This is a genomic window from Nocardiopsis listeri NBRC 13360 (assembly GCF_001570765.1).
Lineage (GTDB): Bacteria > Actinomycetota > Actinomycetes > Streptosporangiales > Streptosporangiaceae > Nocardiopsis > Nocardiopsis listeri.
This window is the reverse complement of record NZ_BCSH01000036.1, coordinates 1-18,102: the sequence shown is the minus strand read 5'-3', so window position 1 is coordinate 18,102 and position 18,102 is coordinate 1. Positions and strand designations below refer to the sequence as shown.

Annotated in this window: 17 protein-coding genes and 1 pseudogene; 7 read left to right on the top strand and 11 right to left on the bottom strand. The window is 69.7% G+C overall.

What is annotated here, in order from left to right:
• Positions 1-178 precede the first annotated feature (178 nt).
• The gene (locus NLI01S_RS11985) at positions 179-625 is read left to right on the top strand and encodes a hypothetical protein (protein WP_067603704.1); all 447 of its coding nucleotides are present in this window, start codon (positions 179-181) and stop codon (positions 623-625) included.
• Between the two features lie 95 nt (positions 626-720).
• On the opposite strand, the gene NLI01S_RS11980 is transcribed toward NLI01S_RS11985, so the two are convergent.
• Positions 721-1,131 carry a VOC family protein gene (locus tag NLI01S_RS11980; protein WP_067603702.1) on the bottom strand — a complete coding sequence of 137 codons (411 nt, stop codon included), beginning with the start codon at positions 1,129-1,131 and terminating at the stop codon, positions 721-723.
• Between the two features lie 9 nt (positions 1,132-1,140).
• A pseudogene (locus NLI01S_RS26350) lies at positions 1,141-1,407 on the bottom strand (helix-turn-helix transcriptional regulator); the annotation flags it as partial.
• A 177-nt stretch (positions 1,408-1,584) separates the two neighbouring features.
• Here NLI01S_RS26350 and NLI01S_RS11970 point away from each other — a divergent pair.
• Positions 1,585-4,611 carry a Tn3 family transposase gene (locus NLI01S_RS11970; RefSeq protein WP_067603701.1) on the top strand — a complete coding sequence of 1,009 codons (3,027 nt, stop codon included), beginning with the start codon at positions 1,585-1,587 and terminating at the stop codon, positions 4,609-4,611.
• Positions 4,612-4,624: 13 nt separating this feature from the next.
• Here NLI01S_RS11970 and NLI01S_RS11965 read toward each other — a convergent pair whose 3' ends face one another.
• Positions 4,625-5,233, bottom strand: coding sequence for a methyltransferase family protein (locus tag NLI01S_RS11965; RefSeq protein ID WP_067603699.1), 609 nt, complete (start codon positions 5,231-5,233; stop codon positions 4,625-4,627).
• 99 nt (positions 5,234-5,332) lie between these two features.
• Here NLI01S_RS11965 and NLI01S_RS11960 point away from each other — a divergent pair, with 99 nt between their 5' ends.
• Positions 5,333-5,716 (top strand): ArsR/SmtB family transcription factor, encoded by a 384-nt coding sequence (locus tag NLI01S_RS11960; RefSeq protein WP_067603697.1) that lies wholly within the window; start codon positions 5,333-5,335, stop codon positions 5,714-5,716.
• Positions 5,709-7,676, top strand: coding sequence for a heavy metal translocating P-type ATPase (locus tag NLI01S_RS11955; protein ID WP_067603695.1), 1,968 nt, complete (start codon positions 5,709-5,711; stop codon positions 7,674-7,676). Before NLI01S_RS11960 ends, NLI01S_RS11955 begins: the two co-directional genes overlap by 8 nt.
• A gap of 99 nt (positions 7,677-7,775) precedes the next feature.
• Here NLI01S_RS11955 and NLI01S_RS11950 read toward each other — a convergent pair whose 3' ends face one another.
• The 8 genes from NLI01S_RS11950 to NLI01S_RS11920 form a co-directional block, all read right to left on the bottom strand.
• Positions 7,776-8,420 (bottom strand): recombinase family protein, encoded by a 645-nt coding sequence (locus NLI01S_RS11950; protein ID WP_067603693.1) that lies wholly within the window; start codon positions 8,418-8,420, stop codon positions 7,776-7,778.
• Positions 8,421-8,745: 325 nt separating this feature from the next.
• On the bottom strand, positions 8,746-9,324 hold the full coding sequence (locus NLI01S_RS25700; protein ID WP_157091016.1) for a hypothetical protein: 579 nt from the start codon (positions 9,322-9,324) through the stop codon (positions 8,746-8,748).
• A 117-nt stretch (positions 9,325-9,441) separates the two neighbouring features.
• On the bottom strand, positions 9,442-10,068 hold the full coding sequence (locus NLI01S_RS11945) for a recombinase family protein (protein WP_067603691.1): 627 nt from the start codon (positions 10,066-10,068) through the stop codon (positions 9,442-9,444).
• Positions 10,069-10,224: 156 nt separating this feature from the next.
• A complete protein-coding gene (locus tag NLI01S_RS11940; protein ID WP_067603689.1) occupies positions 10,225-11,430 on the bottom strand; it encodes a TniQ family protein in 1,206 nt (401 codons plus the stop codon).
• Entirely contained in the window at positions 11,427-12,335 is a 909-nt protein-coding gene (locus tag NLI01S_RS11935; RefSeq protein ID WP_067603832.1) for a TniB family NTP-binding protein, read from the bottom strand. Before NLI01S_RS11935 ends, NLI01S_RS11940 begins: the two co-directional genes overlap by 4 nt.
• Positions 12,332-13,984 carry a Mu transposase C-terminal domain-containing protein gene (locus NLI01S_RS11930; protein ID WP_067603687.1) on the bottom strand — a complete coding sequence of 551 codons (1,653 nt, stop codon included), beginning with the start codon at positions 13,982-13,984 and terminating at the stop codon, positions 12,332-12,334. The genes NLI01S_RS11935 and NLI01S_RS11930 overlap by 4 nt, the downstream gene beginning before the upstream one ends.
• A 233-nt stretch (positions 13,985-14,217) precedes the next feature.
• Positions 14,218-14,481, bottom strand: a complete 264-nt coding sequence (locus NLI01S_RS11925) for a hypothetical protein (RefSeq protein WP_157091013.1) — start codon at positions 14,479-14,481, stop codon at positions 14,218-14,220.
• A gap of 40 nt (positions 14,482-14,521) precedes the next feature.
• Complete coding sequence (locus tag NLI01S_RS11920) at positions 14,522-14,704, bottom strand: hypothetical protein (RefSeq protein ID WP_067603683.1); 183 nt, start codon at positions 14,702-14,704, stop codon at positions 14,522-14,524.
• A gap of 397 nt (positions 14,705-15,101) precedes the next feature.
• Between NLI01S_RS11920 and NLI01S_RS11915 the strand changes: the two genes are divergently transcribed.
• Genes NLI01S_RS11915 through NLI01S_RS11905 form a run of 3 tightly spaced genes read left to right on the top strand, consistent with a single transcriptional unit; the run spans position 15,102 to position 18,036 of the window.
• Positions 15,102-16,256, top strand: coding sequence for a tyrosine-type recombinase/integrase (locus NLI01S_RS11915; RefSeq protein ID WP_067603681.1), 1,155 nt, complete (start codon positions 15,102-15,104; stop codon positions 16,254-16,256).
• On the top strand, positions 16,253-16,588 hold the full coding sequence (locus NLI01S_RS11910; RefSeq protein WP_067603678.1) for a helix-turn-helix domain-containing protein: 336 nt from the start codon (positions 16,253-16,255) through the stop codon (positions 16,586-16,588). The genes NLI01S_RS11915 and NLI01S_RS11910 overlap by 4 nt, the downstream gene beginning before the upstream one ends.
• Positions 16,585-18,036 (top strand): site-specific integrase, encoded by a 1,452-nt coding sequence (locus tag NLI01S_RS11905; protein ID WP_223809207.1) that lies wholly within the window; start codon positions 16,585-16,587, stop codon positions 18,034-18,036. The genes NLI01S_RS11910 and NLI01S_RS11905 overlap by 4 nt, the downstream gene beginning before the upstream one ends.
• Positions 18,037-18,102: the final 66 nt, after the last annotated feature.

The following is an 18,102-nucleotide window of genomic DNA, read 5'->3' as shown; positions in this document are numbered from 1 at the left end:
GAGGTCTGTTTCGTCGCCATGAGTGCATAACGTTATTGAGTAACGTTACAAACCCAACGTTTCAAAAAGGGGGGAGGTGAACCTCGCTCGAACCCCTCGCCGGGACCGGTACGGGGTCGGGAAAAGTAGGCCTGTGGATAACCCGATCGGAGGCCTCCCGGCGGCGCATACTGCCCCTATGTGCCACCATCAGGCCTTCCTGGCTCCCCTTTTGGTCCCCACGCCCGGCGATCTGCACCTGCTCACCCTCAGAATCCGCCCCAGGGTGAGCACCGTGCTGCGGCGCCTGAGCACACGCGTGGTGATCGAGGACCCCACCGTGATCACCGAACTACGACGGGCGGTGTCCGGTCACGAACGCGTGGGAGTACTACTGCGCACCTTCACCACCGCCACCGGACACGTTCGGCCCGACGGGCGACTCGTTGCCCGCAAACACCTGTGCGGCTGGTGGGTGCACGCCGGCCGATTCCACCCCTTGGAACGGGCCGAACCGGTGCGGTCGGTGTGCGTGGACGCGCGCACCGACCGACCACTGCCACCCGAACAAGGGGTGGAGTACGCGCCCGCCTGGCCCGTGCGCCCACCCGCGATGCTCAAGGACGATCCACCATCCACCGGATGAGGACCCATGCCGGGTCCACCGCCTCGACCTTCTGATGCGCGGTGTGGGTTCGGCGTCTTCGCCCCGCGTCCGGGGGTGGTGGGGCCGGGACGCCGCTACCCGGCCTGGTCGAAGCGGAGCATGTTGCCGGCCGGGTCACGGAAGGCACAGTCGCGTACCCCATAGGGCTGGTCCATGGGCTCTTGCAGGACCTCGCCGCCGGCGGAGCTGATGCGTTCGAAGGTGGCGTCGACGTCGTCGGTGGTGAAGATGACCCCGCGCAGTAGCCCTTTGGCCAGGAGTTCGGCCATGGCTTGTCGGTCCTGCTCGCAGGCTCCCGGGTCGGCCAGGGGTGGCTCGAGCACGATGCTGGTCTCGGGTTGGTCGGGAGAGCCGACCGTGACCCAGCGCATCCCTTCGAAGGAGACGTCGTTGCGTACCTGTAGGCCCAGGACGTCGCGGTAGAAGGCCAGGGCCTTGTCGTGGTCGTCCACGGCGATGAAGCAGGTGGAGAGTGTGATGTTCATGGACCGATGCTAGGTGTCGGGGTCGGTTCGGGCTTCTCTTTTCCTGATCGGTCGTGTGCCGGTCTTGGCCAGGCAGGCGGGGATGGACGCGCCGCTTTCGTGGTCCCGGGCGCGGTAGGCGCTGGGGCTGAGTCCGACCAGTTCGGTGAAGCGGGTGCTGAAGGTACCCAGGGAGGTGCAGCCCACGGCGAAGCACACGTCGGTGACCGACATGTCACCGCGGCGCAGGAGTGCTTTGGCGCGTTCGATGCGTCGGGTCATCAGGTGGCTGTAGGGGGGCGGACAAGATAAGCCGGAAAGCGGCAATGGGCTGGTCAGCGACCTCGATCCCCGCTGAGACGTGAGGGTCTGCGCTCGCCCCGGTTGCGATTCGGTGAAGTACCGGGCGTGCTCCGATCTCCCGTCATACCGTGTGCGGCGTTCGATGACCCCCTGGCCGGAAGAGGACTACCGGTGACCTCGATCGAGCGCACGGCCTACCCGCAGTTCAAGAGGTTGACCTCTGCGCGGATGCTGCACGTGTCCTTCACCCCCAACGCCGATGAGATCTCATGGGCGCGCGAGCGCATCAGCACCCCCGAGGCGTTGTTCGCGGTCGTGCTCGCGCTGAAGTGCTACCAGAAGATGGCGCGCTTCCCCCGGGCCCATGAGATCCCCGACGTGGTGGTCGACCACGTGCGGCGCTGCCTGGACCTGGGCCCTGATGTCGAGCCCGACCACGGGGCGGGCCGCACCACCCGGTGGCACCGCAAGCAGATCCGCGCCCGCCAAGGCGTGACCAACGATCCGCCGCGGGCGCGCACGATCGCCGCCGAGGCGATTCGCGAGGCCGCCCGGGTCAAGAACCACCCCTCCGACCTGATCAACGTCGCGCTGGACCGCCTGGTGGAGGCGTCGCTGGAGCTGCCGGGGTTCACCACGTTGGACGAGATGGCCACGCGTATCCGCGCGGAGGTCAACTCTGAGATCTTCGCCGGGATCTGCGAACGGGCCGGGGAGGAGGGCCAGGCCCGGCTCCAGGCGCTGTTGAGCGTGGCGGAACAGGACACGTTCTCGATGTTCAACCGGCTCAAGAAGCCCGCACAGCGGGCGTCCTGGTCGCGGTTCAAGGCCCAGGCCGCCTACATGGCCGAGGTGGACGCGATCGGTGACACCGACACCTGGCTGGAGGGGGTCGCGCCGACCAAGGTCGCCGACTTCGCCGGGGAGGCCGACTCCCTGGACGCGGCGGCGATGGGCGACTACGCCCCCTTCAAGCGGCTGGCGTTGGTGGCGTGCCTGGTGCACACCGCCAGGATGCGCTCGCGCGATGACCTGGCCGAGATGCTGTGCAAGCGGGTGGCGGCCAACACCAAGAAGGCCAAGGCCGAACTGGAGGAGATCCGTGAACGCCAGCGGGTGGTGAACGAGCGGCTGATCGGCACCTACCGCGGCGTGCTGGAGCACCTGGACCCCGATGGCCCGGACGCCGGCGGGGAGACCGAGCGGGCCCAGCGCGCCGCGCAGATCGTGGAGGCGGCGGGCGGGTTCGCCGCCCAGTTGGCCGATATCGAGGAGGTGTCGGCCTTCCACGGCGACAACTACGAGGTGCTGGTGCACCGGTTCTTCAAGAAGGACCGGGCGGTGATGTTCGACCTGGTGGGCCACTTGGAACTGAAGGCGACCTCCTCGGACGACTCGGTGCTGGCCGCGTTGGAGCACGCCCGGGAATACGCGGGCAAGCGGCGCGACTTCATCCCGCTGCCGCCCCCGGTCGAGGAGGAGGATCCGGAGTCGGGGATCGGCTTCGCCTCGGGCAACTGGCGGCGCGTGGTGTGCGATCGGCGCCGGCCGGGGATGGTGGAGCAGCGCCACTTCGAGGCGATGGTGTTCTGCTACCTGGCCGAGGAGCTGCGCACCGGCGACATCGCCGTCATCGGCTCCAACGAGTACGCCGACTGGTCGGCGCACCTGCTCACCTGGGAAGAGTGCGAGCAGCACCTGGCCGCGTTCTGCGCCGAGGTCGGCCTGCCGGAGACCGCCGAAGGGTTCGTCGCCCACCTCAAGCACCGGCACCTGGACGCCTCCATGGAGCTGGAGTCGGGTTATGAGGACAACGCCGACCTGTTCATCGACGACGGGGTGCCCCGGCTGAAGAAGCGCCGCAGCCCCGGATCGCCGAAGGCCGCGGAGAAGCTGTTCGAGGCGATCGAGGCGCGCATGCCAGAGCGCTCCCTGCTGGGGATCGTGGCGCGCACCGCCTACTGGCTGGGCTGGCACCACTGCTTCGGCCCCGCTTCGGGGTCGGACCCCAAGATCCGGGACGTGCTGGGCCGCTACTCGCTGGCGGTGTTCACCGGCGGCATCAACATCGGCCCCACCGAGGCCGCCCGCCACATCGCCGGGATCACCGCCCGGGAGCTGTCGATGGTGCGCAACCGCCACATCGACCTGACCAAGCTCAACGCCGCGATCGCGGTCGTGGTCAACGCCTTCAACGACCTGGACGTGGTCAAGGCGTGGGGCGACGGCACCAGCGTGGCCGCGGACGGCACGCAGGTGGAGACCTACATCGACAACCTCCTGGCGGAGACCTCGATCCGCTACGGCGGGGTGGGCGGGATCGCCTACCACTACGTCTCCGACACCTACGTGGCCTTGTTCTCGCGGTTCATCCCGTGCGGGGTGTGGGAGGCGGTCCACCTGATCGAGGGGCTGCTGGAGAACACCTCCGACGTCAAGCCCTCCACCGTCCATGCGGACACGCAAGGCCAGTCGGCGCCGGTGTTCACTCTCGCCACGTTGTTCGGGTTCGACCTGATGCCCCGGATCCGCAACTTCGCCGACCTCACCTTCTTCCGCGCCTCGGACAAAGTGCTCTACCCCAGCACGGACGAGCTCTACGGGGAGCGCGGCCGCAACGTCATCGACTGGCGACTGATCGAGCGGCACTGGCGCGACCTGATACAGGTGGCGATCTCCATCAGCCAGGGGCGGCTGTCCTCGGCCACGCTGATGCGCCGGCTGCGCTCCAACTCGCGCAAGAACCGCATCTACAAGGTGTTCCGCGAGGTCGGCCGGTCGGTGCGCACGGTGGCGCTGCTGCGCTTCCTGTCGGATCCGCAGCTGCGGGCGCGGATCACCGCGGCCACGAACAAGGTCGAGTCCTACAACGGCTTCTCGGCGTGGCTGCGGTTCGGCAACAACGGGGTGCTGGCCGATAACGACCCCGTCGAGCAGGAGAAGCTGATCAAGCTCAACACCCTGCTGGCCAACCTGGTCATCTTCCATAACGCCCTGGACATCGCCGAGGTGGTGCGCGGCCTGGTCGCCGAAGGGTGGACGATCACCGCCGAGGAGCTCGCGGCGCTCTCGCCGTACCTGCGCACCCACATCTCCCGGTTCGGCGCCTACGCCACCGACGTGCTCGGGATCGAACCGGAGGCGTTCAATCCGGCCTTGGACGAGATCGACTTCACCATCATGAACCTGGCAGCCTGAGGCGCTGGTGCCCTCACACGTCCTTCGGTCGCTGCCTGCCCACGAGCGGCACGAAGCGGCCGGTCCGGGTGGTGTAGGAACGGTAGGCGGCGCCGTGTGTGCGCACCAGGTAGGGCTCCTCGATGGCGCGAACCTGTACCTGTACGGCGGCGACGAAGACCGCCAGGGCCGCCACGGAGATCGCCGAGGGAACCACGAGCGCCTGCCCGGCCAGCAGCACCCCCATGCCGGTGAAGACCGGGTTGCGCACGAGCGCGAAGATCCCGCGGGTGACCAGCTCCGTGCGCTCCTCTTCGTCCACGCCGATGCGCCAGGAGGTGCCCATCGCGGTCTGGGAGACGAGCACCAGGACCAGGCCGAGCAACATCAGGGCCAGCCCGGTGACACCCATGCTCCGGGGCGGATGCGCCGTGGCCGGGTCGAACAGGGCGGCCACGGGCGCGGCCAGACCCAAGGCGAGTGCGCCGGCGAAGAGCACGCTCCCCCACCAGGGGGCGGTGAAGGCGGTGGTGTCCGGGCGGCGGAACCCGGTGTCGCCGGTGCGCCGCCATGCGGCCAGGGTGCGCACACCGAAGGCCAGGGCCAGGCCGAGCAGGTAGAGGGCGAGTGCGGCCAGTGCCACGGGGGTCTCCGTTCAAGTGGGGCGGTCAGGGCTCAGGTGCGGGTGGCGACGCCCATGCCCACACCTTCCATCATCGCCGAAATGGGATATGATCGTCATATGACGATGAATAGCACGGATGGATGCCAAGCCACAACCGCGGGCGTGGGCGCAGCCGAGGCCCTCTTCCACAGCCTCTCCGACGGCACCCGCCTGGCCATCGTGCGCCGACTGGCCCAGGGCGAGGCACGCGTGGCCGACCTGGTGGAACAGCTCGGTCTGGCCCAGTCCACGGTCTCCAAGCACGTGGCGTGCCTGCGCGACTGCCACCTGGTCGACGGCCGCCCCGAGGGGCGCCAGGTGTTCTACTCCCTGGCCCGCCCCGAACTGCTGGACCTGCTGGCCTCGGCCGAGGTCCTGCTGGCCGCGACCGGCAGCGCGGTCGCACTGTGCCCCAACTACGGAACCGACAGCACGACGGCGATGGAGGTGCGCGGTGAGTGAGGCCTGCGGATGCAGCGGGGACGAGCCCCACACAGCAGAAGAAGCCGAAGAGCACGAGCCCCAGACGCTGTGGCAGGTGAGCGAGATCCGCTTCGCCGCCCTGGCCGCGGCGCTGCTGCTGGCCGGGTACGGCACCGGCTGGGCGGGAGCCCCCGAACTGGTGGGCCTGGTCCTCAAGGCCGCCGCCCTGGCCGTCGCCGGATGGACGTTCGTCCCCTCCACCGTGCGCCGCTTGGCCAAGGGCAAGATCGGCGTGGGCACGCTGATGACCATCGCCGCCGTCGGCGCGGTGCTGCTGGGCGAGGTGGGCGAGGCCGCGATGCTCGCGGTGCTCTACACCATCGCCGAAGGCCTGGAGGAGTACTCCGTGGCCCGCACCCGGCGCGGCCTGCGCGCCCTGCTGGACCTGGTCCCCGACCAGGCCCGAGTGCTCCGCGATGGAGCCGAGCAGGACATCGACCCGGCCGACCTGGTCGTGGGCGACACGCTGGTGGTGCGCCCCGGCGAGCGCCTGGCCACCGACGGCCGTATCGCCTCAGGGCACACCAGCCTGGACACCTCCGCCATCACCGGCGAGTCGGTGCCCGTGGAGGCCGGCCCCGGCAGCGAGGTGTTCGCCGGGTCCATCAACGGCACCGCAGCCCTGGAGGTCACCGTCACCTCCACTGCGGCCGACAACTCCCTGGCCCGCATCGTGTCCATCGTGGAGGCCGAGCAGTCCCGCAAGGGCGCCGGACAGCGCCTGGCCGACAAGATCGCCAAACCCCTGGTGCCCGGGGTGATGATCGCCGCCGCCCTCATCGCCGCCCTGGGGTCGCTGCTGGGCGACCCGCTGATGTGGATCGAACGCGCCCTGGTCGTGCTGGTGGCCGCCTCCCCGTGCGCGCTGGCCATCTCCGTGCCCGTCACCGTGGTGGCCGCGATCGGCGCCGCCTCCAAGCACGGCACCCTGGTCAAGGGCGGAGCAGCCCTGGAGGCCATGGGCCGGATCCGCACCGTGGCCCTGGACAAGACCGGCACCCTGACCCGTAACCGCCCCGCCGTCATCGAGACCCTGCCCGCCCCCGGCCGCACCGCCGAGCAGGTCCTCGCGGTGGCCGCCGCGCTGGAGGAGCGCAGCGAACACCCGCTCGCGGCCGCGATCCTGGCCGCCGCCCCCGCCCCGGAGCGCGCCGAGGGAGTGGAAGCGGTCACCGGCACCGGCCTCACCGGCACCCTGGGAGGCCGCAGCGTGCGGTTGGGTCGCCCGGGCTGGATCGAGCCCGGCCCGCTGGCCCAGGACGTGGCGCGGATGCAGCACGCCGGAGCCACCGCCGTGCTGGTCGAGGACGACGGTGTACTGCTGGGCGCCATCGCGGTCCGCGACGAACTGCGCCCCGAAGCCGGCGAGGTCGTCGCCTCCCTGCATGCTGCGGGCTACCGGGTGGTGATGCTCACCGGCGACAACCCGGCCACCGCCGCCGCCCTGGCCGCCCAGGCGGGCATCGAAGCGGGCGACGTGCACGCCGACCTGCGCCCCGAGGACAAGTCCCGCCTCGTCGGCGAGCTGCGCGGCCACGGCCCGGTGGCGATGGTCGGCGACGGCGTCAACGACGCCCCCGCCCTGGCCACCGCCGACCTCGGTGTCGCGATGGGCGCGATGGGCACCGACGTGGCCATCGAGACCGCCGACGTCGCGCTGATGGGCGAGGACCTGCGCCACCTGCCCCGCGTCCTGGCACACGCCCGCCGTTCCCGGGCGATCATGTGGCAGAGCGTGGGCCTGTCGCTGGCCATCATCGTCGGCCTGATGCCGCTGGCGCTGTTCGGTGTCCTGGGCCTGGCCGCGGTCGTGCTGGTGCACGAGGTGGCCGAGGTCGTGGTCATCGGCAACGGCATCCGCGCCGGACGCACCCGCGGGCTGAGCGTGGTCTCCTCCGCGACCTCGCCCGTGCGCGAGTCGCAGTCTTCGACGGTGTGAGAGTGGTGGGTGGTCGCGCGCCCACAGCACGAGACCACCCACCACAACGTCCCGACCGGGGACCAGGGCCGGGCAGTGAAGTGCTGGGGCACTGCCGGTTCAGTTGCCGCCCGTGCCCAGCCTGCGCTGGGCACGCAGTTCCTTCAGATCGGGGATGTGGTTGTACAGCGTCCCCGGGCTGATCCCGAGCAGCTTGGCGATGGAGGTCACCGAGTACTCGGGGTGGGGCAACATGTCGCGGGCGGCGCGGATCAGGTCGGCGTTGACCACGCTGGGGCGGCCGCCCACACGGCCGCGGGCCCGAGCGGCGGCCAGCCCTTCGTGGGTGCCGGCCACGATGAGCTCTCGGATCAACTCGGCCAAGGCGGCGAAGACGTGGAAGACCAGGCGCCCGCCGGGGGTGGTGGTGTCGAGCTTCTCGTGCAGGGAGGTGAACCCGATCTCGCGGGTGCGCAGGTCGGCGACCATGGTCACCAGGTCCTGGAGGGAACGGCCGTAGCGGTCCAGGGAGGGCACGACCAGGGTGTCGCCGGGGTTGAGGAAGGCGTGGCACGCCTTCAGCTCGGGGCGCTCGTCGGTGCGCCCGGACTTGGTGTCGGCGAAGATGCGGCGGCATCCGGCCGCGGTGAGCGCGTCCATCTGGCGGTCCAGCTTCTGCTCGCGGGTGGAGATGCGGGCATAGCCGATGCGGATCTCGGTGAGCACGACCGGTTCGGCCGCGAGCGGGTCCGGGAACGTGTCCATGTCCCCGATCCTTTCAGAAAACGGCTGGTGGGGGTTCTTGAACACCACAGGTTTCTGAAGGGGTTCTTGAAGGCTCCGGGCGGGGCCCAGGCCCCGCCCGCCAGGACCTTCAGAAAACGAAGGTTTGTTGAAGGACCGGCGGCACCCGGCCACCGTGAAAGGTAGGACGACTCCGCCGCCACCCTCACCCCCTGTCGGTTTTTGAAGTCGTCTGCGCTGATGTCCGAAGTCTCCTGCACACAGCCATTAGTCGGCTCCGCGGTGCTCAACGACCGCCCCACCAGGGAGGTGTCCATGGTGTACGAGTGAGGTCCGGCTCAGTTGTTCATTCGACAATGAAAGGCGTATCTGGTCTCCCCGAGCAGGCGCCACTGCTCGCCGGGTCAAAGGCTTTGATGCTCCACGTCCCAGGCGCGAGGTCCCTCGGCACTTCAAGTTGAACCGAGAATTCACCAGATTCATCGGTGTCGAGATCCCGTAGCGCGTTGCCGCTACCGCAGTGAGCCCATGCGATCCTGACGCGGGAGTTGGGCTCGAATCCTTCGCCGGTCACAGTGAAGGATGACCCGGGAGGCCCGCTGGCCGGGTCGGCGATGATGTAGGGATCAGCCGGCGCCTGGGGGGTGTCCGTCGTTGCCGGAGGAGCCGAGTCACTGGGAGTACTGGGTGGTGCGGTGGACGCTATAGACGTTTCCTCGTCAGTGGGCGGATCCTCACCGCCCCCTGGAAGGCCAAAGAAAAATGACCATCCGCCAAGAAGCAGAATGATCAATACTAGCCCTACGCCGGTGGCGCACCCAGCTTCTTCCACATCCCAATCGACCGCCAGTGCACCAAAAAATATGCCAGCCAGTACGGCGATAATACCAGCAATCCACGCGGCGGCTTCAATAAGACTCCACATGAGGAAATCCTAGTCCAGGTATTGTGAGGTTGGGGGGTGTCGAGGTTCGGAACCGTAATTTCTGGGGTGCGGGCTCTTGTGTCCGGTCGGCTTTCGGGGGCGGTGGCGCTTTTGCCGTCAAAGGGTGTGGTTCAACGTTGCGCCGGTGCTCGGCGCTGCGAGGTAGCGGTGTAGGGAGGTCTTGGGGATCCCGGTCTTGGCGGCGATCTCGCCGAGACTGCTGCCTTGCTGTTTGAGCAGGCGCGCGTACTCGATCTTGTCAGCAGGGTGGGCGATGGGGCGGCCGATACGGCGGCCTGCAGCTTCGGCGACGGCGCGGGCGTGGGCGGCCCGTTCGGCGGTGAAGGTGCGCTCCATCTCGGCGAACAGGGCCAGCAGCAGGAAGGCGATACGGCCCATGCCCTCGTCGGCGGTGTTGATCGGCAGCGGGTCGGCCAGCGAGCGCACCCCGATGTGCTTCTCGCTCAGGTCGTGGACGAGGTTGAGGACCTCGCGCAGGTTGCGGCCCAGCCGGTCCAGGGTGTGCACGACAACGGTGTCCCCGGGGCGGGCGTAGGCGAGCAGGTCGGCCAGGCCGGGCCGGTCGACCGTGGCCCCGCTCTTCTTGTCCACGTAGATGCGCTCGACGGGGATACTGGCCTCGGCCAGGGCGTCGAGTTGGCGCTCCAGGTGCTGCTTGGTGGTGGAGACCCGCGCGTAGCCGAGTTCGAGCCCTGCGGCGGGGCGGTGGTCGTCGGTTCCCATAGCCGAACCGTACCGCAAGTCAGTTCCGTACGGGGATTCTGGAACACTTCTTGTGGAACGAGTTGTGGAACGATCGGCGGGGTGATCTGCCCAGGACGCGCCCGCCGGGCCTCGCGCCACCCGAGCCGTTCCACTTCCAAGGATGTGGAACGCTTCTCATGTCAGGTCCTCGCGGCCGAGTTCCCAGGCGCCGGGCAAGAACTCGGCGGGGACCCCGGCGCCGAACAGGTAGGCACGCTCCTGTTCGAACCGGTCCAGCGTGCGACAGCCGAGGGTGAGCAGGGCCAAGAGTTGCCGGGCTGTGTCACGGTCGGTGCGCGCCAGGGTGAGTGCCGCTTCCAACTCGGTAACGGCCTCCTGCCAGGCGGTGCGGTGCGGGGAGGGCCGATCGCCGTCGTAGACGTGTCGCCCTGCCGGGGGCCGCAGGGCAGAGGCGAATCTGCCGCGGGCGGTGATCGCCCCGTCGGCGGCCAGGTGCAACGCGGTGCCGGCGGCATGCAGCATCTCTTCCTGGATCTCCGGTTTCAGGTGCTCGTAGGGCCGCCAGACCTTCAGCCCGGCGCGCTCCTCACGGCCGGTCGCCTGCCAGATCCGCTCCAGCACAGCCCGACTGTGGACGCTGCGGCTGGTCAAGGCGAGGCTGACCTCGTCCAGCAGGCCGCGCAGCAGCCGGAACCACACCCCGGCGTGCACGCTGCGGCCCGGCAGTGCGACCCGGCCGGTGGTGAGCGCTTCGTAGGTGTAGCCGTCCACGGTGAACAGCGGCGCCGCTGGAAGTACCGGCCCCGGCCCCGGGCGTCCCAGGGTGATCGACACGGCAACCTCACCGGCGTCTTCCAGCCGGCACCTGTGCTCGACACAACTGGTCATCAACGGCAGCCGCCACACCAGGGCGCGGCCACACTCGGAATCAACAGCGCACAGCGGGCAGGTCCGGCGCAACGTCCGATATGGGTACCACGGCCCTGCCCAGCGCTTCCCGTGGTGGAGGACGTTGTTGACGCCGGCCTCGCCGGGGGCCAGGAGCACGGAGCTGTCGCGGACGTAGGTGTCGAACACCGGTTGGACGGCCTGGAGCGGTACGGGAAGCATGTCGAAGAGCCACGGCTGCCAGCCGACCCACGTCATCGCCTGCAGCCGGGCCAGATCCACGCCGGTGCGCTCGGCCAGCGCGGCGAGCATTGCCTGGGGCGGGTCGTAATCGAGGTCGTCGGGGACCCGCAGGTCGACCAGGCCGAGGTTTCGGGTCAGCAGGTCCCGCACCGGCATCTCGTAGAGCTCGGCGAGCCGTTCCAGCCAGGACGACAACGACTCCAGTGGGCCGGGCCGGGGGTGCAGCGGCCAGCGCCGCGGTGAGCTCACGTGAGCTCGCGCTCGAACAGTCGGCGCCGCTCGCTCGGCCCGGCGTACGGCGCCAGCCCCAGGGTGCGCTGGTTGATGGCCTCCTCTCCGGATTCGATCGCGGCCACGGCTGCGTCGGTGAGCAGGTGGGTCAGCTCGCCGATCGTGCCCTCGCTGCGGGTGAGCAGGTAGGTGGCCATCTCGGCGGACGCGATCGGTGAGGGCCTGCGCAGCGGGAACGATGCGGCGAAGCTGGCCAGCAACGAGCGGGCGTCGGCGTCGGCCTCCCACCGGGGCAGGGTCAGCGGGGCGAACCGGTTCTCCAACTGGTCGTCGGAGCGGATCGCCAGGTAGGCATCCCGGGTGCCGACACCGACCAGCGGGATGCGCAGCTCGTTGCCCAGGTACCGCAGCAGGTTCAAGAACTCCCGGCGGGTATCGCCCCGGCCGCCGAGCACGTTGTGCAGCTCGTCGATGACCAGCATCCGCACCCCGGCCGAGCGCAGCAGCCGCAGCACCAGCTGTTCCAGCTCCGCCACTCGGTAGCGTGCCCGCAGCGGCGCGCCGAGCGCGGCCAACAGCGCCGTATAGAACCGGCCCACCGACGGCTCGGAGGGCATCTGCACCACCAGAACCGGGAACTCCTCTCGATCGGGGTGGGACACCGGCGGGTGGGAGCGGCGGAACTTCTCCACGATCATCGACTTGCCGTTGTTGGTCGGACCGATCAGCAACAGGTTCGGCATCCGCTGCTTGGACGGCCAAGCCAGCAGGGTCTCCAGCCGCTCCAGCGCCGCGACGGCGCGGGGATAGCCGATCCACCGGTCCGAGCGCACGTACCGCAGCCTCTCGGCGTCCGGTAGCCGCGCGATCTGCTGGGCGGCCGGGTGCAGGTGCGACAGGTCCACCGGCTCATCGGCGCTCACCACTGCTCGATCACCTCGAACGGTCTGGCCGCGGCTTCGTCGGCCGGGGCAGAGGGCGGTACCGCCGGATTCGTCGGCTGCGGCCGGGACGGTACCTCGGTGCGGCGTTGGCGATCGCGGCGGGCCTTGCGGGTGGAGGCCGACGCGGCATCGGTGATCTCGCGCATCTGCTCCACCATGGCGAACAGCGCATTCTCATCCACCTCGGCCCGCCCGAGGCCGCGCAGCCGCGCGATGGCGGCTTTCTGCTCCCAGGCGGTGATCGGCGGCCGCGACAGCGTCCGGTAGCCGACCTCCACGTAGGTGAAGCCGTCGGGGGCCAGGGCCCAGATCCGGCTGATGTCGCGCGGGTCGCGGCGCAGGACGAACCGGCCCAGCCTCTCGCGGCGGGCGATCCACGGTTTCAACGCGTCGCTGTAGTACTGCACGTGGTCGATGACGAACCCCGACCGCGACAGGACCCGGCGGATCACCGGCAGGAAGTCCACCAGGAACGCCGTCTGGCTGGTCACCGTCACCGGCGGGGCCGCTGCGGCCTTGTCCGCCCAGACCCCGGCCGGGGTGCGGCCCAGCGTCTCGTGCACCTGGCCGTGGTAGGAGGCGACCGCCAACGCCAGCCAGCGTTGCAGCTCCGCCAGCGTCAGTGCGGCCGTGCCGTCGCTGTCATAGGCTCCGCGCTCGGCGGTGCTGGAGAAGGTGGTGCCGGGCAGCTCGTGCACCATCTGCATCGTCGTGCCGATCAGCCGCTCGACGATCCCGCCGAAGTGCGGCCTGCCGGGCGGACGGTAGCCCACCTTGATGCCGTGCTGGTCGCAGCCGCGGCGCAGGGCCTCGCTCTTGAACTCCGCGGCGTTGTCCACGTACAGCTCGCACGGCTTGCCGCTCATCGGCCACTGCGCCTCCACCCCGAGCCGCTCCAGCCAGGGCCGCTTGTCGGTCGCCGTGTGCGCCAGGCACAACCCGACCGAGGTCGCCGATGGCGCTTCCAGGGTCACCACCAGGCCCACCACGCACCGGCTGGCCACGTCGATCGCCGCGGTCAGGTACGGTCGGCCGATCGGCAGCCGGTGCTGTTCGTCGACCACGATCACGTCCACCGGCGTATGGTCGACCTGCACCTGCTCCAACAGTCCAGTGACCACGGGCGGGGCACCGCCTGCCGAATGCAGCGGGCGGGCCGCCTCGCTTCCCTGCCGCGCGGTGGTGACCGTCAGCGGGTCCAGCCGGGCGATCCGGCGCAGCACCGTACCCCGTGAGGGAACCCGCAGACCACGGGACCGGCACCGGCGCGCGATCTCCTTGCAGATCGATACGACCGGGCGGCGCTGCCGCGTCAGGTACCGCTCCCGCAGCACCTCCTGAACGATCGCCTCGACCTCCTGCGGCAACCGCCCGCCCCCACGACCGCCGCTGGAGCGGCCCGGCAACAGATCCGATACCACTTTCTCGCCAGCGCGCCACCGCCTGAGCAGCACGTACACCTGGCGTCGGGAGATCCGCAGCGTCGCCGCGGCCTCATCGGCCTCTGCCAGGCCCACCGTGTCCTTCTCCGCGAGCGGGCCGATCACCTCGGCCTGCCTCACTGCGGTCTCCCACGCCTGGGCGGGAGCGGTCAGGACGCCGCGTTCGGTCACCGGTTCGTCCGCCATCGCCAAGCCCTCCGCCGTGCGCGCGACTACGGCCGATTCGACCGTAGTGCAGGCGGGTCCGGGATGTCCGGGGAACCCGCATTTCCCTGCACTCAGCGGCGAACCTCCAGCTCACCCGTGCACGCGACTACGGACATTCACACCGCCCGCCAGGACCTTCAGAAAACGAAGGTTTGTTGAAGGACCGGCGGCACCCGGCCACCGTGAAAGGTAGGACGACTCCGCCGCCACCCTCACCCCCGGCTGGCGGCCAGGAGCTCGATGACCGCGCGAGTGAGCGCCTGGTGCAGCAGCCGTTCGTGCTCCGAGGCGTCCTCGCCCGGCGGATCCAACAGGTCGATGACCGCCCGCAGCACTTCGGCCGAACTCAGACGGGGACGGCCGATCTGCACCCCGACGAGCGCGGCCCACCGGGCCAGCACCGCCCGCTGGGCGGTGTCCAGGTCCAACGTCATCCGCGTCCGGTCCCCGCTCATGATCAGGACGTACCCGGGCACGGAAGGCACTGCACCCACGGCGCGCACGCAAAACCCGTGGTCAGCGCCCCGCCGGGGGCGCGCCCTCGTCTTCGTCGTGGTCCTGCTCGTCCTGGCGGCGGTCGGCCGCCGACCGGGCGCGGGCATCGAACCCGGAGCGGGCCGAGAAACTGTCGGGTTCCCTGGCCGCGGCGGACTGGATGCGCGCGGCGGCGTCCTTGTCCATCTCGGTGTGCCTGCTCATGACCTCTACCTACCCTCTGACCAGCCCATTGCCCCGGCCGATCCGCCCCGTTTGAAGATGTTGAGCCGTCGGTGTCAACGGATGTGACAGTTGGCGGGACTCACCGTTCCGTTCCTACTCGGACCCCGACCTCTACCTACCCGCTGACCAACTCGTTGCCGCTTTCCGGCTTATCTTGTGAGCGGCCGCTATTGCATCTGATGAAGTCTGCGACTGGTCAGCACACCCGATCGAAGGGCCCACCAGGCAAGAGATCCCGTGACGACCGCAGTCGGGGATCGTGAGCCTATCGCGCATGGAGTTCTCGAAAACCCCCTTCTCACCAGGGCTTTCCCGCTACCGTTTCATCAGATGAAGGATTCCTTCGTTTGATGTAAGCGACGGAGAGTGAGAACGGATGAGTCGAGACGCACCCGCTCCGGGGGCCGCGGGCCTGCACCTGGTGGGCGGGCTGTCCCTGTTGCGCCCCGAGGAGCAGGTCTTCGAGGCGATGCTGGACGGCTGGCGCAACCAGCAGCTCGCCCGCAACCTCGCCTTCTCCACCATCGAGGGCCGCCAGAAGGCGGTGAAGGCGTTCACCCGCCACGCCGACACCTTCCCCTGGACCTGGTCGGCCCAGATGCTCGACGAATGGCTCGGCGACCTGCGGGCCCTGCGCGACCTGAAGCGCTCCACCCTGCGCGGCTACTCCGAGGCCGTCCGCTCGTTCTGCGCCTACCTCACCGACCCCGCCTACGGCTGGCCCACCGAGTGCGAGAGCAGGTTCGGCACCCACCCGATCCAGATCGCCCACGAGTGGAACACCGCCGTCCACCTGCAAGAAGCCGAATCCGACCCGGCCAAGCGCGCCTTCACCCGCGCCGAGCTGGTGGCGTTCTTCGACCACGCCGACGACCAGGTCGACCGCATCCGCGGCCACGGCCGCAAAGGGTGGCTGCCTGCCTTCCGGGACGCCACCCTGTTCAAGACCGCCTACGCCTTCGGCCTGCGCCGCAACGAGACCCGCATGCTCGACCTGGTCGACTTCTCCCGCAACCCCCACGCCCCGGCCTTCGGCGACTTCGGCGTCTGCCAGGTGCGTCACGGCAAGGCCAAGAAGGGCTCCCCGCCCAAACGCCGCGGGGTCTTGACGGTCGGCCCTCGCCACGGGACCGGCGGGATGGACTGGATCGTGGACGTCCTTCAGCAGTGGACCCAGGAGGTCCGCCCGGCCTTCGCCCACGCCCACTCGCCCGCGCTCTGGCCCTCCGAACGCGGGCCCCGGATCGGGTTCACCCAGATGAACACCCGCTTCGCCGCCTACCGCGACGCCATCGGCCTGGACCCGGCGCTGGACCTGCACTCCTTCCGGCGCTCCTACGTCACCCACCTCATCGAGGACGGCTGGGACGCCCGCTTCGTCCAAGAGCAGGTCGGCCACGAGCACGCGAGCACCACCGCGCTCTACACCTGCGTCTCCTCCGACTTTCGGATCCGCACCCTGCTCAAGGCCCTCGACCAGACCACCCGCGCCGCCCTCAACAGCACCGGAAAGAAGGGGAACGCCCGATGAAACGCCAGGTCAGCTACCAGTGGCGGCTGCGCGAGGTCATGGCCGCCCACGGCCTGTTCAACGCCAGCGACCTCGAACCCCTGCTACACGAACGCGGCGTCAAGCTCTCCTCGGTTCAGGTCTGGCGGCTGGTCACCCAGACCCCTGAACGCCTCTCCCTCCCAGTCCTGGCCGCGCTCTGCGACATTCTGACCTGCACCCCGGCCGAGCTGATCGCCACCCGCGCCGAGAACGCCGCACCCCGGCGCGCCGCCACCGGCGAGACGAACGCGAACGTGACCGAGATGGCGCCCATCCGGCCCAAGCGCGCCCGCATCCTTCCCGAGTCGTGACCGCACCGGACTTCCCGCCCTGCACCCGCTGCGGGCGCGTCCTGCGCTGGAGCCCCGTGACCTGGCCCGAGGGGCCGATCTGCGTGACCTGCCGGACCTGGGCCCTGGAGACCTACGGCACCTGCGCCGGCTGCGGAACTGAACGGATGGTCCCGGGCATCGCCGACGACGGCGGGCGGTTCTGCACCGACTGCGCGGGCATCCCGGGCTGCTACATCTGCGCCCGGTGCGGGCAGGAGGGCTGGATCCAGCGCAAGGGCACCTGCTCGCGCTGCGTGCTGACCGAACGGCTCGACGACCTCCTCAACGACGGCACCGGCCGCATCCGGCCTGAGCTGGTGCCCCTCTATGACGGGCTGCGCCAGGCCGAACGCCCCCGAACCCTGTTCACCTGGACAGGCAGGGACCACGTCCAGCGGCTCCTTCGCCTGCTCGCCCGAGGCCAGAGCCCTCTCACCCACGAAGGGCTGAACCGGCTCACCCCGCCGCGCTCGGTGGCCTACCTGCGCGACCTGCTCATGCACTACAGAGTCCTGCCCCACCGCGACCGGCACCTGGTCTTCTTCGAGCTCTGGCTGGAGCAGTGGCTCGCCGCCATCGACGACCAGGACCAGCGGGAGCTGCTGGAGCGCTTCGCTTCCTGGGACATCCTGCGCACTCTTCGGGCAGCGGCTGACCGGACAGGAGTGGGCGCCAGCCGGGATCGTAGCGCCCGGCGCATGCTCCGCAAGGCCAAGGAGTTCCTGACCTGGATCGACGATCGCGGCACGAACCTCCCCTCCTGCACACAGCCCGACCTGGACGCCTGGCACGCCGAGGCGTTCCTCGCCCGCCGCCCCGCCCAGAAGTTCCTGCGCTGGGCCATGGCCTCACACCTGATGCCGCGGCTGGCCATCCCGCACCGCAACACGGCGAACCCGGCCCCCATCGGCCACGACAAGCGGATCATGTTGCTGCGCCGGGCGGTCGAGGACGAGGAGCTGGACCTGCTGGACCGGGTGGTCGTGGTGCTGGCGCTGCTGTTCGCCCAACCCTTCAGCCGGATCTGTCGGCTCACTCTTGACGACCTGGTCGAGGAGGACGGGCGGCTCAGCATCCGGTTCGGTGACCCGCCGACCCCGGTCCCCGAACCGTTCGCCGAGCTGCTTCGGGTCTTCGCCACCCGACGACCGAACCTGACCACAGCGACCAACCCCGAGGCTCGCTGGCTCTTCCCCGGGCGCCGGGCTGGCCAGCCGATGGACACCAGCACGCTCGCCGGCCGGATGCGCAAGAACGGGCTCCCGACTTTCCACGGCCGCACTGCGGCCATCCGCCAGCTCGTGCTCCAAGCCCCGGCACCGGTCATCGCCCGGATGCTCAGCTACCACCCCGAACACATCACCGCGCTGGCCGCCGAGGCGGGAAGCCCGTGGTCCCACTATGCCCCTGACGACCACGCAGAGTGATTACACGGGGCGGGCAGAGGCGAATACCGACTACTCGATCACCGGCCTCCACCAGAACCGCCCCCC

What these genes read in the sequence shown, in the direction of transcription:
- NLI01S_RS11985 (WP_067603704.1), top strand. Translation starts at nt 179, where the DNA reads ATGTGCCACCATCAGGCCTTCCTGGCTCCCCTTTTGGTCCCCACGCCC.
- NLI01S_RS11980 (WP_067603702.1), bottom strand. Translation starts at nt 1,131, where the DNA reads ATGAACATCACACTCTCCACCTGCTTCATCGCCGTGGACGACCACGAC.
- NLI01S_RS11960 (WP_067603697.1), top strand. Translation starts at nt 5,333, where the DNA reads ATGACGATGAATAGCACGGATGGATGCCAAGCCACAACCGCGGGCGTG.
- NLI01S_RS11950 (WP_067603693.1), bottom strand. Translation starts at nt 8,420, where the DNA reads ATGGACACGTTCCCGGACCCGCTCGCGGCCGAACCGGTCGTGCTCACC.
- NLI01S_RS25700 (WP_157091016.1), bottom strand. Translation starts at nt 9,324, where the DNA reads ATGTGGAGTCTTATTGAAGCCGCCGCGTGGATTGCTGGTATTATCGCC.
- NLI01S_RS11945 (WP_067603691.1), bottom strand. Translation starts at nt 10,068, where the DNA reads ATGGGAACCGACGACCACCGCCCCGCCGCAGGGCTCGAACTCGGCTAC.
- NLI01S_RS11930 (WP_067603687.1), bottom strand. Translation starts at nt 13,984, where the DNA reads ATGGCGGACGAACCGGTGACCGAACGCGGCGTCCTGACCGCTCCCGCC.
- NLI01S_RS11920 (WP_067603683.1), bottom strand. Translation starts at nt 14,704, where the DNA reads ATGAGCAGGCACACCGAGATGGACAAGGACGCCGCCGCGCGCATCCAG.
- NLI01S_RS11915 (WP_067603681.1), top strand. Translation starts at nt 15,102, where the DNA reads ATGAGTCGAGACGCACCCGCTCCGGGGGCCGCGGGCCTGCACCTGGTG.
- NLI01S_RS11910 (WP_067603678.1), top strand. Translation starts at nt 16,253, where the DNA reads ATGAAACGCCAGGTCAGCTACCAGTGGCGGCTGCGCGAGGTCATGGCC.